This is a genomic window from Rhodococcus sp. LMD (assembly GCF_056108245.1).
Window position 1 is genome coordinate 2,438,029 of record NZ_CM148557.1, and the last position, 13,149, is coordinate 2,451,177.

The window sequence follows — 13,149 nt, forward strand, 5'->3', positions numbered from 1 at the left end:
CCCATGTCGAGTCGCACAGCCGGTCTCAGCGTCGTGTCGGTCGCCGCGATTGCATTCCTCGCCGGATGCGCGCAGACCCAGGACGGGCAGCCGGTGGCCGAACCGGCCACCGCGACTTCCTCACGCCAGGCACCTGTCGGCGGGTCGGTGGCGGCCACGACGGCGGACGAGCAGCCGTGCGATCCCGCCGTCGACCTCGACGCGCCGGAGGTGTTCGCGGTGATCGAGCAGCTGCCCCCGCCCCAACAGATCCCCGACGCGACATGGCTGCGGGCGTACAACGGCAACTACAACCGCTGCAGCGACCTCAGTTACGCGCAGGTCGGCATCGTGGGGGCGACCGGGTCGTCACCGACCCACCTGCTGCTGTTCCACCGCGGCGAGTACGTCGGCACGGCCACGCCATGCGCGCTGAACCCGGCGGTGGTCGCCACGGCCTTCGACTCCCTCGACGTCGAATACACCTACCCGCGCGAGGGCGAGCCGCACGCGGCCGCCACCGGGTTCGCGGAGCTGACGTTCACGTGGACCGGCGGTGAGGTCGTCACCGAAGGACGGCTGCCGGACGAGTACCTGGAGTCGACGGGGTGCGACGAAATGCGGTGACGCCGCCCGGCGATGCGGGTGCGCCGGGATCGGCGCGGACGTCGGTACGATCACGGCAAGTTCGGGACGCCGCCCCCGGGGCTTCCCGACGGAACAGACAAGGCAGGAACGATGGCAGTCGCCCCCATTCCCGTGGACCAGCGCGTGATCGGCATCGATTCGCGACGCTTCGCCTCGATCGAGAAGGCGCTCGTCGAGCTGATCACCAACAGCGACGACAGCTACTCGCGTCTGGGCAACGGCGGCGCCGCAGCCGAGGCCCGCATCGACATCACCTACGAGCGCCACCAGTCGGGTGCGGTCCTGCAGGTCACCGACCACGCCGAGGGGATGCCGTTCGACCAGGCCGCCCGCATCCTGGCGTACGGGGGCGCGCACAGTCCGCTCTCGCGCGGCGAGGGACACGGCCGCGGCTACTTCGGGCGCGGCCTCAAACAGGCCGTGTTCGGGGTCGGCGCCGGGACGCTCGAGACCGTCAGGGGCGGCCGGTTCACCCGCATCGACCTGTTCCGCGGCGAGAACGGCGGCTACCTGTACGACGACCACGGGGGCGACCGGCCCGTCGAGGACGACGACCGGGAACGCCTCGGTCTCGACGGCAACGGCACCCGGGTGACCCTGGTCGTGGAGAACCCGCACGTGGTCATCTCCCGGTTCCAGACCGTGGTGCAGGCACTGTCCGACAACGTGTATCTGCGGGAGGTGCTGTCGCGGCGCACCGTCGAGGTGGTGCACGTCGCCGGCCGGCGGGAGATCCAGCGCAGCGGCAGGGTGCTCTTCGACGAACCCCCGGCGGTCGTCCTGATCGGTCCCGAGGCGCCCGGCAGTTTCGTCTACGACGGCACCGAACACAGCTTCACCCTCACCGTGAAGCGGGCCAAGGGCGTCGAACTGACCATGTCGGGCGACGAGCGCACCAACGGCCTCGTCGTCGTGTCCGGCCTCGCCGTGCTCGACTGCCAGTTGTTCGCGTACGAGAACCAGGTGGGCGCCGAGTACCTGTTCGGCACGGTGCGCTGCGAGGCGTTGATCGAGCGGCTCGGTCGGGGCGAGCCGGTCGTCAGCGACGAGCGCGAGGGCCTCAACGAGAAGGATCCGTTCGTCGCCGCGTTCGCGAAGGCGGTCAGCGCCCGGCTCACCGAATACGTTCTCGCCGAACGGGATCAGCTCACACGTCTCGAGCACGCGACGACCTCCGGGACCACCGCGCACATGATCGACCGCCTGCTGCACCGGATGAGCGAGTCCGCGATCCGGGACCTCGGTCTCGGCCCGTCGCCGGCCTCGGCGCCGCCGGCGGCAACCGGAACGGAGGACGCGGTCGTCCTGCAGTTCACGACGCCGTTCTACTACCGCCGGCCCGGCCACCCGTTCCACGTCACCCTGGAGGTCGACACCGAGCGCCTTCCCGGCGACGACCGGCTGACGATCTCGTACACGCTGCCCGACTCGCTGCGGATCGACCCACGGCCCACCGAGATCGCCGTGGAGCAGAGGACCGGTGTGCAGCGGCTGGAATGGACCGTCGTGGGCGACACACCCGGGGAGCGCGGCGAGATCATGGTGCGGTCCGGTGCGTTCTGGGCGTGGTGTGAGATCGTCGTCGCCGAGGACGCGCCGTCGCCGCACCATGCGCCGCGGCCGCACCCGGCGCCGCCTCGTCCGGTGCAGCGCCGGCGGGTGTCCCGGGACCACGGCGAGGACATGTTCGTCGGCTACGACCTGCGTTATCTCGGGGACGACGGTGGACGCGCCGTGTACGACCCCGAGCATCGCACGATTCTCATCAACACCGGCGATCCCACCGTGCAGCTGTACCTCGACGGCCGGGGCCGGTTCCGGGACTCGGCGCGGCTGCTGCTGGCCGAGTTGTTCCTCGATGTGATCGCCGGCGAACTCGCACGACGATCCCTCGAGAACAGGGGCTTGCAGGACGACGTCCACGCCTACACTGCGACCAAGCAGAAGATCGTCCGCCGCTACGGCGCGCAGATCCACAAGTCGTTCACCTGACCGGGATTCGGGGTGGTGCCGTGACGAACGCACGCGGGTCGGTGGGGAGCCCTTCGGCGGACGCGATGCTCGACGTCGCGTTCGCGGAGGCCCGGCTGGGCCTCGCCGAGGGCGGCATCCCGATCGGCGCGGCCCTGTTCGCCGCGGACGGGACCCTGCTCGGCCGCGGTCACAACCGGCGCGTGCAGGAGGACGACCCGTCGCTGCACGCCGAGATCGCCGCCTTCCGGTCCGCGGGCCGCCGCCGCGACTACCGTGCGACGATCATGGTGACGACGTTGTCACCGTGCTGGTACTGCAGTGGCCTGATCCGGCAGTTCGGGATCGGCGCGGTGGTGATCGGGGAGAGCGTCACCTTCACCGGCGGCCACGACTGGCTCGCCGAGCACGGCGTCGAGGTGACGGTGCTCGACGATCGACGCTGCATCGACATGATGACGACGTTCGTCGCCGAGCACCCGGATCTGTGGCACGAGGACATCGGCGCCGCGCCGGCCGGGTAGGGGCGCTCACCGGGCCGGCGGCGGGGGAGCGGACGGTGCACAGTCCTCGACGGTGATGCGGGCCAGTTCCGCGACGAAGTCCGCGGCGGTGCGGGACATCGCGAGCGCGCGCCGCTGCCGTCGCGCGCCGTTGCCCCGGCGCAGGATCCGCCGCACGGACGCGCGGGTGGACGTGAAGTCGCCGGTTTCCTCGAGGCCGGGTCGCACGTGTGCGAGCAGCGAACCCAGTAACCGGGCGGCAGGGACGGGCCGTTGCGTCAGCGGGTCCATTCCGTGTCCGTCGATGCCCTCGTGGGCGGCGCGCCAGCACGCGGCCTCGAGCCGCTCGGCCTCGAGCCGGGGTGCCGGGTCCCCGCGGTGGACCGCGGTGAGTGCGGTGGACACGAGCCCACGGACGAGTGCGGCGGCGGTGACGGTTTCCTCGATCGTGGCGGGCACGTCGCAGATCCGGATCTCGAGAGTGGGCAGGTGCGGTGAGAGCCGGATGTCCCAGTAGACCATCGCGGGGTCGAGGACGACGCCGGCGTCGAGCATCATCGCGACGACGTCGTCGTAGTGCCGAGCCGACCGGAAGTAGGGCGGCGGCCCGCCGCTGGCCCAGCGCCCCCACTGGATGTGTCGCCAGCTCGCGTAGCCGGTGTCGGCGCCGGCCGTGACGGACGAGTTCGCCGTGAGCGCGAGCAGGGCGGGCAGCCAGGGCCGCAGGTGATTGCAGACCTGCACGGCAACCTCGCGATCGGGGACGCCGATGTGGACGTGGCAGCCGCAGATCACCTGGTCGGTGACCGCCCCGAAGTGCCGGGCCATCCGCCGGTACCGGGCGGCGTCGGTCAGCGCCCCCGGCGGGGTGGTCTCCAGTGGAGGTACGGCCGCCGCGAGCAGGCGGGACCCGGCGCTCGCGGCGGCGGCCGCCGCGACCGCCCGCGAGACGCGCAGTTCCCGGCGCAGCTCGTCGATCCGTGTGCAGACCGAGGTGGCGGTCTCGACCTGGCAGCGCGACAGTTCGAGCTGAAGGTCGAGCCCGGCGTCGCGGGCACCCGCCACGACGGCCGCGCTGTTGAGCCGGGGCCGGCCGGAGTCGGCATCGACGAGCAGCAACTCCTCCTCGACGCCCATGGTCAGCATCCGGACATCGTCGCGGTCGGATCCGGCACGTCGAGGCAGCGTGGACGTCATCGTCTCCTCCAACCGGGCCGCCGACACAGCTCGGCAGGACCGTGGCTCCAGCCTGGCACGTCACCCCGGCGGGCGGGACGGAAACGGCAGCGGAATCAGGCGGCGCCGACGGAGTGGAGTCCACGTGCCCACTGCTGCAGCGGCCGGTCCCCGAGGGCGATCGCGAGGGATTCGAGGGTGTGGAGCCGGTCGGCCAGCTGGTCCGCGAGGACGTGTTCGAGGGCGACGACGCTGCGCCTGTCCGCCGACCCGGCGATGGTGGCGATGCAGTCGCTCAGCCGCGCTGCCCGGGACGACGATCCGGTCGCAGAGGTCGTGCGCGAATGCAGAATTCGTTCGAGCGCGTCGCATCGTTCGGAAACGTGGCGGATGTCCGCCGCAATGTGCCGCTTCGCCCTCGGACGTGTGCTGTGCGCGTGGCGGATTTCGAGGATGCGCAGTTGCGTGCGTACCAACTGGTGTACGGCCCGGACCTGGTCGTCCAGTGCGTTCGAATTCGTGTTCATCGGGTTCCCTCGCCGTATTCGATGGTAGTCCCTGCGCCACGACGATCCGGCGCATATCGGAGAAACGCGACCTTTCGGCTCCGGGTGGCGCATCCCGGATTCGGGCCGGATTCGAGAGAATTCGGACGGCGATGTCGAGAACCCGCGACCGACTCCGTCCCCGAATCGAATGCGACCACAATGGGTCGCACCAGCACCGAGGAGAACACGATGGCCAAGTACCTGCTGCTCAAGCACTACCGCGGCGCCCCGGCTGCCGTCAACGACGTGCCCATGGACCAGTGGACGCCGGCGGAGATCTCGGCCCACATGCAGTTCATGCACGATTTCGCGGCCCGGCTCGAAAAGTCCGGCGAGTTCGTCGACGGTCAGGCACTCGCCCCGGAGGGGGTGTTCGTGCGGTACGACGGCGAGGGCCGGCCCCCCGTCACCGACGGCCCGTTCGCCGAGACGAAGGACCTCATCGCCGGCTGGATGGTGATCGACGTCGACAGTTACGAACGCGCCGTCGAGCTCGCCGGCGAGTTGTCGGCCGCCCCCGGCGCCGGGGGAAAGCCGATCCACGAGTGGCTCGAGGTGCGCCCCTTCCTGACGGCACCGCCCAACGTGACGGAGTGACCGTCCGGTGAACGAGCTCGAACTCCGCACTCTCGTGCCCAGCGTGCTCGGAATCCTCGTCCGCCGCGGAGCAGATTTCGCGGCGGCCGAGGACGCCGTGCAGGACGCGCTCGTCGAGGCGATCCGCACCTGGCCGGCCGACCCACCCCGGGACCCGAAGGGCTGGCTGATCGCGGTGGCCTGGCGCCGGTTCCTCGACGCCGCCCGCACGGACGGCGCCCGCCGGCGCCGCGAGGACCTCGTCTACGCGGAGCGAAGCCGGCCGAGCGGCCACGGCGCCGAGCCGGCGCCTGTTCCTGCGGTGGACGACACTCTCCAGCTCTACTTCCTGTGTGCCCACCCGTCGCTGACGCCGTCGTCCGCGGTCGCCCTCACGTTGCGTGCCGTCGGCGGACTGACCACCCGTCAGATCGCCCGCGCGTATCTGGTGCCCGAGGCGACCATGGCGCAGCGCATCAGCCGGGCCAAGCGCACCGTCTCCGGGGTGCGGTTCGACCGGCCCGGCGACGTCGCCACCGTGCTGCGCGTGCTCTATCTCGTCTTCAACGAGGGGTACTCCGGCGACGTCGATCTCGCGGCCGAGGCCATCCGGCTCACCCGGCAGCTCGCCGCCGCGATCGACCATCCCGAGGTGGCGGGGCTGCTCGCTCTCATGCTGCTCCACCACGCCCGGCGCGCCGCCCGGACGGCACCCGACGGCAGTCTGGTGCCCCTCGCCGAGCAGGACCGCAACCGATGGGACACCGAGTCGATCGCCGAGGGTGTCGAGATCCTGCAGGCGGCGCTCGCCCGTGACCGGCTGGGCGAGTTCCAGGCCCAGGCGGCCATCGCGGCACTCCACGCCGATGCCCCCAGCGCCGAGGAGACCGACTGGGTGCAGATCGTCGAGTGGTACGACGAGCTCGTCCGGCTGACCGACAACCCGGTCGTCCGGCTCAACCGTGCGGTGGCCGTGGGTGAGGCGGACGGGCCGCAGGCCGGCCTCGCCGCGCTCGCGGCGCTGGACGACTCGCTGCCCCGCTATAGCGCGGTGGCGGCGTACCTCCACGAGCGTGCCGGCGACCCGGCGACGGCGGCGCGGTTGTACGCCGAGGCAGCCCGGAAGGCTCCGAACCTCGCCGAGCGTGACCACCTGACCCGCCAGGCGGCCCGGCTCAACGCCCGGGTGCGCCGCTGAACGGGAGAGGCCGCTGAACGGGAGAGGCCGCTGAACGGGAGAGGCCGCTGAACTGGGTGGCGGTACCCGGGTGAGCGGCGGGGGCGGGCCATGCTCGCATCGCGGCGGCGCGAGCTCAGTCCTCGGGCAGGGGAGCCGACCACAGCACACGGGTGCCACCGGTGGCGAGCGCGGCAGCGGCGAAGGTGCCGGCGGCGTCCTCCGCCCGGGAGGCGAGGTTGTGCAGTCCACTGCGCGCGACGGTGGCCGGAAGACCGATGCCGTTGTCGGTGACGTCGAGGGTGAGGTAGTCGTCGACCGACACGGTGACGGTGACGGTGTCCGCGCCGGAATGGTGCACCACGTTGCTCATCGCCTCCCGCAGCACCGCCTCCGCGTGGTCGGCGAGGGGACCGGTGATGACGTTGAGCGGCCCCGACATGCGCACCACGGTGCGCAGGCCCGCATCGGCGGTCTGTTCGGCGACGATGTCCTGCAGGGCCTGGCGCAGTTGCCGGCCGCTCTCCGGCCCGCTGTGCAGGTCGAAGATCGCGGTGCGCACATCGGTGATGATGCTCTGCACGTCGTCGATCATGTCGGCCAGGCGCCCGCGGATCTCCGGGGAGCGGGTGCGGGCATGCGTGCTCTGCAGGTTCAGGCCGTGGGCGAACAACCGCTGGATGACATGGTCGTGCAGATCCCGCGCAATCCGGTCCCGGTCGGCGAACACGGTCAGGGAATTGAGTCGCCGCTGGTCGTCGGCCAGCTTCAGCGCGAGCGCCGCCTGGTCGGTGAAGGACGTGGCGAGGAAGAGCTGACGGTCGTCGAAGGGTTCCCGACCCGCGGTGCGAACGACCGACAGCACCCCCGACACGGTGTCGGCCGAGGCACGCAGGGGCAGCAGCAGCGCCGGTCCGTGCCGGTCGCCGTCGCCGTCGAACTCCGTGACCTGGAGCGGTCGCCCGCCCCGGTACACGACCCCGGTCGCGGTGCCCTCCACCCGGATCCGTTTGCCCTCGAACGCCGCGGGGTCCGAACCGGCGTACGCGGTGACGACCAGGGCCGAGACCTCCTCCGGCGGCACGTCGGTGTCCTCGGGCTGGGCGATCTGGACGTGGTCCGCCTCCGCCAGCACCAGCGCGCGCCGGGCGATCAGGTCGAGCACGTCCTGCGGGGCGGTATCGGCCAGTAGTTCCGCCCGGATCTCGCTCGTGGCCTCCTGCCAGCGCTGCCGCAGCCGGGCCTCCTCGAACAGGCGCGCATTGTCCACCGCGATGCCCGCCGCGGCCGCGAGGGCCTGCACGATCACCTCGTCGTCCTCGGTGAAGGACTGGCCGTTCGCCTTCTCGGTGAGGTAGAGATTGCCGAACACCTCCCCGTGCACCCGGACCGGGACACCCAGGAAGGCCCGCATCGGCGGGTGGTGGTCCGGGAAGCCGGACGAGGCCACGTGCTGGGCCAGGTTGTCGAGACGGATCGGTTTCGGTTGCTCGATCAGCAGCCCGAGCAGGCCGTGACCGGTGGGGAGGTCGCCGATCGACGCGCGAGCGTCCTCGTCGATGCCCTCGTACACGAAGTTCTGCAGTCCGTCGCCACGGCGATTGAGCACGCCCAGGGCGCCGTAACGACAGTCCACGAGTTCGATGGCCGCGTGCACGATGCGTGCGAGCGTCGCCTCGAGCTCGAGGCCGGACGCGACCGTGAGCACGGCCTCGAGCAGCCCGTCGATCTGATCGCGCGCGACGATCACCTGGTCGATGCGGTCCTGGACCTCCGCGAGCAGCTCCCGCAGCCGCAGTTGGGACAGCGTGCCCGAGAGCAACGGTTCCTCGTCGGCAGCCATCGCTCACCCCTTCAGTGGATCCCGGGCCCCGGGCCCCGCCCCGGCCGCTTCGGAAGGCCCGGTTTCTCCCATTGTGCCGAGGGTAATCCGCGGACCGCCGCCGCCGCGGTGACTTGCGCCCCCACGGTGACGACTTTCGACCCTGCTGCTTGCGGACACGACGGACCACTGTGGAGTCGGAGAACGTCTCCACAGGTGAAGAAGGTCCAGGATGACGACGGGTCCGGAATCCCCGCTCCCCCCGGGGCGGTGCATGGCGCTGTTGCGCTCGGTGCCGACCGGCCGTCTGGTCTACACCGACGGCGCACTGCCGGCGGTGCATCCGGTGACCTTTGCCGCCCCGAACGGCGAGATCGTCGTTCCCACCGGGGACGACGGGTGGTTCGAGCGCTTCGACGGCGGGCTGCTCGCCTTCCATGCCGAGCAGCTCGAGGAGGCGGTCCGGACGGGATGGAGCGTGGTCGCGATCGGCCGCGCCCGGCTCGTGCGGGGCACCGACGGCCTCCTCGGATTCGACGGTGACCACGGTGTGCCGTGGGGCATCGGCCCGACGGATCCGCTCCTCGTCATCGACGTCGAGCACATCAGCGGGCGGCGCACCACGCTGCCGTGGTGGCCCGGCGCGGGCAGCTGATCGTTCTGCGGCCGTCGACCGCCCGGTCCGAGCCGGTGTGAGCGGGCTCACCGTGCGGTACCGTGCTGTCCGGGGATTGGAGGCTGCCGCATGGTCAGGGTCTTTCTCGTCGACGACCACGAGGTGGTCCGCCGTGGCATCGCGGATCTGCTCACCACGGATCCCGACCTGACGATCGCGGGGGAGGCGTCGTCGTACGGCGAGGCCCTCGTCCGGGTTCCGGCCGCGGAACCCGACGTGGCCGTGCTCGACGTCCGGCTCCCGGACGGCAACGGCATCGAGCTGTGCCGGGAGCTGCTCTCACAGATGCCGCAACTGCGCTGCCTGATGCTGACCTCGTTCACCGACGAGCAGGCGATGCTCGACGCGATCCTCGCCGGCGCGAGCGGATACGCGCTCAAGGACATCCGCGGCACCGAGCTGATCCGGGCCGTGCGGGACGTGGGCGCCGGCAAGTCCCTGCTCGACAGCCGCGCCGCGACCACGCTGATGGCGAAGCTGCGCGCCGACACCAGCGGCGGCGACGGCCCGTACGCGAACCTGACCGAGCAGGAGCGGAACCTGCTCGCGCTGCTCGGCGAGGGGCTGACCAACCGTCAGATCGCCGAACGGATGTTCCTGGCCGAGAAGACGGTGAAGAACTACGTGTCGCGGCTGCTGGCCAAGCTCGGTGTGGAGCGCCGCACCCAGGCCGCGGTCCTGGCGACGAAGATGCCACCGAGACGCCCCGGGGGGCGCTGAGCGGTCCCCGGGCCCCGCGCGGCCACGACGGCAGGACGAATCCATGGCGGAGCAGCGGCCCCGGTTCGAGCGGCTGAGTCCGCTCGACGTGGGCAACCTGCGCGTCGAGGACCGCGGGGTGCCGATGCACGTGGCGGCGCTCGTCGTCGTGGACGGGACGCCGCTGTGCGATGCAGCCGGACGGCTCCGCCTGGCGGCGATCCGCGACCACGTCGAGCGCCGCACCCGTCGAGCACCGCGGCTGCGCCAGCGGCTGCACCGGCCGCCGCCGGGTGCCGGACCGCCGGTGTGGGTCGACGACCCGCGCTTCGACATCTCGTACCACGTCCGGACCCGCGCCCTGCCCGCGCCCGGCGACGAGGCAGCCCTGGTGCGCGCGTGCGCGGAACTCGACGAGCCGCGCCTCGACCGGTCGCGGCCACTGTGGGAGATGTGGCTGCTCACCGGTCGCGACGACGAGACGATCGCGCTGCTCGTGCGGCTGCACCATGTGGTCGCCGACGGTATCGCCGCCCTCGAACTGTTCGGCGCGCTCCTCGACACCGCCTCCGTGCCGGCCGACGAGGGGCCGGCCGACGAGGGGCAGGTTCCCGTGCCCACCCCGGTGCAGGTGCCCTCGGTGCACGCCCTCGTCCGCGACAACCTGCGCCGCCGGACCACGGCCGCGCGGCATCGGATCCGGGCGGTGCGGCCGACGGTGGCGGCGCGACGGGCCGCCCTGCGGATGCGGCAGGTGCGCGCGCTCGTGCGGCGCAGCAAGGCCCCGAGGGTACCGTTCGACGGTCCCGTCGGACCACACCGCCGGCTGAGCCTGGTGCGCTGCGACCTCGCCGAGATCCGTCGCGTCGCCCACGCGCACGGAGCGACGGTCAACGACGTCGTACTCGCCGCCGTCGCGGCCGGCGTGCGGCGCCTCCTCGACGCACGCGGCGTACGCGACCCGGACCTGGTGCTGACGGCGTCGGTGGCGGCGTCGTTGCGTACCGCCGAGGACCGGAGCCCGGGAAATCGGGTCGGGATCCTGCTCGTGGCCCTTCCGGTGGGCGCCGGATCGGTCGCCGCCCGCCTCGCGGCGATTGCCCGCGAGACGGCCCGGCTCCGGCGGGAGCCGCCGCTGCAGCCCGGGGGCCGGCTGCTCCAGCGCTGGACGGTGCGGGTCATGCGGCGTCAACGACTGGTGAACCTGTTCGTCAGCAATCTGGTCGGCCCGCCCGTGCCGCTGCACTTCGTCGGTGCCCGCATCCGCGAGATGTTCCAGATCGGGGTGGTGCAGGGCAATGTCGGGCTCGCCGTCGGCGTCCTCTCCTACGCGGGCCGGCTGAATATCGATCTGGTTGCGGACGCGGTGCTCGTTCCCGATCTCGAGATCGTGGCCGAAGGATTCTCCGCCGCCGTCGACGAATTGTGTGCGGCGCCGATTGCGCGCCCCGAAGCGGGACGACCTGCGTGAATTGCGACGCGACGGGCATTGCCACCGCGGTCCGTATTGCGGGAATTCCGCGGAACGTCGTATCTGCCGGATTGTGTCTCGAATTGCAGACGCTCGGAGCCTCCGGTAACAATTGAGCCGGTGCGCGACCCGCACCGCCGTGTACAGCATCAGAAATGGAGTTACCTAATGGACCTCGCTTTCCTCAGCGAATTCTTCGACGCCGTGTCGACGCTCTTCGACGCGCTCGACTTCTTCTCGGGTTCGGCTGAGGCCGCCGGCAGCTCCGAGGCTGCTGCGTAGGCTCGACTCGACGAGCAGGCGGCCTGCGGTTGCACAACCGCAGGCCGCCTTCTTGTGAATTCCCGCGGGTAAATATCTCGATTTCGGAAAACAAACAATCGGTAACGTCGCCGTCGCGGCAGTTTCAGCCGACGTCGCCCTCGGCCAGGGTCACCGGTCGCATGTACTCGGTGATGTATTCACGCACCCACCACGCGCCGGTCTCCCGGCGCTCGCGCCGCGTGGTGTACCGATAACTGAAATACCGGGCCCGCACCCACCGCGGCGGCTCGTCGGGAAACGGATTACGGCGCAGCAACGCCGTCACGTGCTCGTCGTTGGTGAGCAGCTTCTCGAGCAGCCGCCCGAACCAGGACCGCGCGTAGTCGGGGGACAGCGCAGCGAACCACATCAACCAGTCCAGCCGTAGGTGGTACGGCGCGTACTGACGGGGCCGGCGGTGCACGTCGCCGGGCTTGCCCTTGAACTCGTACTCACGCCACACGGTGCCGGGACCGACGTCCCGATCCGAGGTGCCCTCGACGATCACCTCGTGCCGGTGCCGGGTGATGCTGCCGAACGCACCGTAGGTGTTGACGAAGTGCCATCGATTGAACGAGGCGTTCATCGCCTGCCGGTGGGAGAGCATGTTCCGCACCGGCAGGTAGCTCAGCACCGCGACCGCCCCGGTCAGCGCCAGGACCGCGGCCACGAACACCGTCGGTGTCGGCCCGTACCCCGTGCCCGGCTCGAGCGGCAGCAGACGCTCCCACCAGTCGTCGGGGATCACCGACAGCGCCAGCACGATCGCCAGCCAGTTCAGCCAGGAGAAGTTCCCGCTGGCCACCAGCCACAGCTGGGTGACGATCATGATCGACGCCGCGATCCCCGCGATCGGCTGCGGCGCGAACAGGAAGAACGGCACCACCAGCTGGGTGACATGGTTCCCGGCCACCTCGACCCGGTGCAGCGGCTTCGGCAGACGATGGAAGTACCAGCTCAGCGGCCCCGGCATCGGCTGGGTCTCGTGGTGGTAGTACAGGCACGTCAGGTCCCGCCAGCACCGGTCGCCGCGCATCTTGATCAGGCCCGCGCCGAACTCGAGCCGGAACAGCAGCCAGCGGAGCAGGATCAGGCCGAGCAGCGGCGGGGCGGTGTCCGCGTTGCCGAGGAAGATCGCCAGGAATCCGGTCTCGAGCAGCAACGATTCCCAGCCGAACGAGTACCAGACCTGACCGACGTTGACGATCGACAGGTACAGCAGCCACATCAGGAACCAGACGAGCATCGAGGCGATCAGCGGCAGCCGGTCCGTCACCCCGAGGGCCGTCGCGGCGGCCAGGACCGCGCCGAGACCGGCGACCGCCGCGAAGAGACGGTCCGAGTAGCGCAGGTGGAACACGCTCGGGGCACGCCCGAACGACGTCGCGCTCAGGAAGCGGGGGATCGGCGTCAGGCCGGCGGATCCGAGCAGCGCCCGGAACTGATTGAGCGCCACGAGGAACGCGACGAGGTAGACCAGGGCGAGCGCGCGCGTGCACAGCAACCGTCCCAGCGAATACCCCTCGGCGTCGTACCATTCCACGGCAGGTCACCTCGTACCGGTGCGGACCCCTCGAGCATGGCACGCGCACCGCGTTCC

12 protein-coding genes are annotated in these 13,149 nt (G+C 71.0%); 8 read left to right on the forward strand and 4 right to left on the reverse strand.

The genetic code is table 11. From position 1 onward, the window contains the following. Window positions 1-3: 3 nt before the first annotated feature. The 3 genes from ACWPQI_RS11350 (at window position 4) to ACWPQI_RS11360 (ending at window position 3,122) form a co-directional block, all read left to right on the forward strand. The gene (locus ACWPQI_RS11350) at window positions 4-606 is read left to right on the forward strand and encodes an LppP/LprE family lipoprotein (protein ID WP_010595192.1); all 603 of its coding nucleotides are present in this window, start codon (window positions 4-6) and stop codon (window positions 604-606) included. A gap of 111 nt (window positions 607-717) precedes the next feature. Next, window positions 718-2,619, forward strand: a complete 1,902-nt coding sequence (locus tag ACWPQI_RS11355; protein WP_461873142.1) for an ATP-binding protein — start codon at window positions 718-720, stop codon at window positions 2,617-2,619. Window positions 2,620-2,684: 65 nt separating this feature from the next. Beyond that, window positions 2,685-3,122 (forward strand): nucleoside deaminase, encoded by a 438-nt coding sequence (locus ACWPQI_RS11360; RefSeq protein WP_010595190.1) that lies wholly within the window; start codon window positions 2,685-2,687, stop codon window positions 3,120-3,122. Window positions 3,123-3,128: 6 nt separating this feature from the next. Here the strand turns inward: ACWPQI_RS11360 and ACWPQI_RS11365 are convergent, their stop codons facing one another. Both ACWPQI_RS11365 and ACWPQI_RS11370 read right to left on the reverse strand, forming a co-directional pair. Continuing rightward, window positions 3,129-4,298, reverse strand: a complete 1,170-nt coding sequence (locus ACWPQI_RS11365) for a carboxylate-amine ligase (protein ID WP_026137986.1) — start codon at window positions 4,296-4,298, stop codon at window positions 3,129-3,131. A gap of 95 nt (window positions 4,299-4,393) precedes the next feature. Beyond that, window positions 4,394-4,804 (reverse strand): hypothetical protein, encoded by a 411-nt coding sequence (locus tag ACWPQI_RS11370; RefSeq protein WP_017681682.1) that lies wholly within the window; start codon window positions 4,802-4,804, stop codon window positions 4,394-4,396. A gap of 210 nt (window positions 4,805-5,014) precedes the next feature. Here ACWPQI_RS11370 and ACWPQI_RS11375 point away from each other — a divergent pair, with 210 nt between their 5' ends. Together ACWPQI_RS11375 and ACWPQI_RS11380 are read left to right on the forward strand one after the other, a co-directional pair. After that, on the forward strand, window positions 5,015-5,422 hold the full coding sequence (locus ACWPQI_RS11375) for a YciI family protein (protein WP_026137985.1): 408 nt from the start codon (window positions 5,015-5,017) through the stop codon (window positions 5,420-5,422). Window positions 5,423-5,429: 7 nt separating this feature from the next. Continuing rightward, the gene (locus tag ACWPQI_RS11380) at window positions 5,430-6,599 is read left to right on the forward strand and encodes an RNA polymerase sigma factor (RefSeq protein WP_017681680.1); all 1,170 of its coding nucleotides are present in this window, start codon (window positions 5,430-5,432) and stop codon (window positions 6,597-6,599) included. Between the two features lie 115 nt (window positions 6,600-6,714). Here the strand turns inward: ACWPQI_RS11380 and ACWPQI_RS11385 are convergent, their stop codons facing one another. Continuing rightward, complete coding sequence (locus tag ACWPQI_RS11385; RefSeq protein ID WP_017681679.1) at window positions 6,715-8,421, reverse strand: sensor histidine kinase; 1,707 nt, start codon at window positions 8,419-8,421, stop codon at window positions 6,715-6,717. A 211-nt stretch (window positions 8,422-8,632) separates the two neighbouring features. Between ACWPQI_RS11385 and ACWPQI_RS11390 the strand changes: the two genes are divergently transcribed. The 3 genes from ACWPQI_RS11390 (at window position 8,633) to ACWPQI_RS11400 (ending at window position 11,246) form a co-directional block, all read left to right on the forward strand. Beyond that, the gene (locus ACWPQI_RS11390) at window positions 8,633-9,055 is read left to right on the forward strand and encodes a pyridoxamine 5'-phosphate oxidase family protein (RefSeq protein WP_010595183.1); all 423 of its coding nucleotides are present in this window, start codon (window positions 8,633-8,635) and stop codon (window positions 9,053-9,055) included. A gap of 90 nt (window positions 9,056-9,145) precedes the next feature. Next, entirely contained in the window at window positions 9,146-9,796 is a 651-nt protein-coding gene (locus ACWPQI_RS11395; protein WP_017681677.1) for a response regulator, read from the forward strand. A gap of 43 nt (window positions 9,797-9,839) precedes the next feature. Next, window positions 9,840-11,246: a wax ester/triacylglycerol synthase family O-acyltransferase gene (locus ACWPQI_RS11400; RefSeq protein ID WP_017681676.1), complete on the forward strand. Its 1,407-nt coding sequence runs from the start codon at window positions 9,840-9,842 to the stop codon at window positions 11,244-11,246. Window positions 11,247-11,652: 406 nt separating this feature from the next. On the opposite strand, the gene ACWPQI_RS11405 is transcribed toward ACWPQI_RS11400, so the two are convergent. After that, window positions 11,653-13,092 carry a lipase maturation factor family protein gene (locus ACWPQI_RS11405; RefSeq protein WP_017681674.1) on the reverse strand — a complete coding sequence of 480 codons (1,440 nt, stop codon included), beginning with the start codon at window positions 13,090-13,092 and terminating at the stop codon, window positions 11,653-11,655. Window positions 13,093-13,149: the final 57 nt, after the last annotated feature.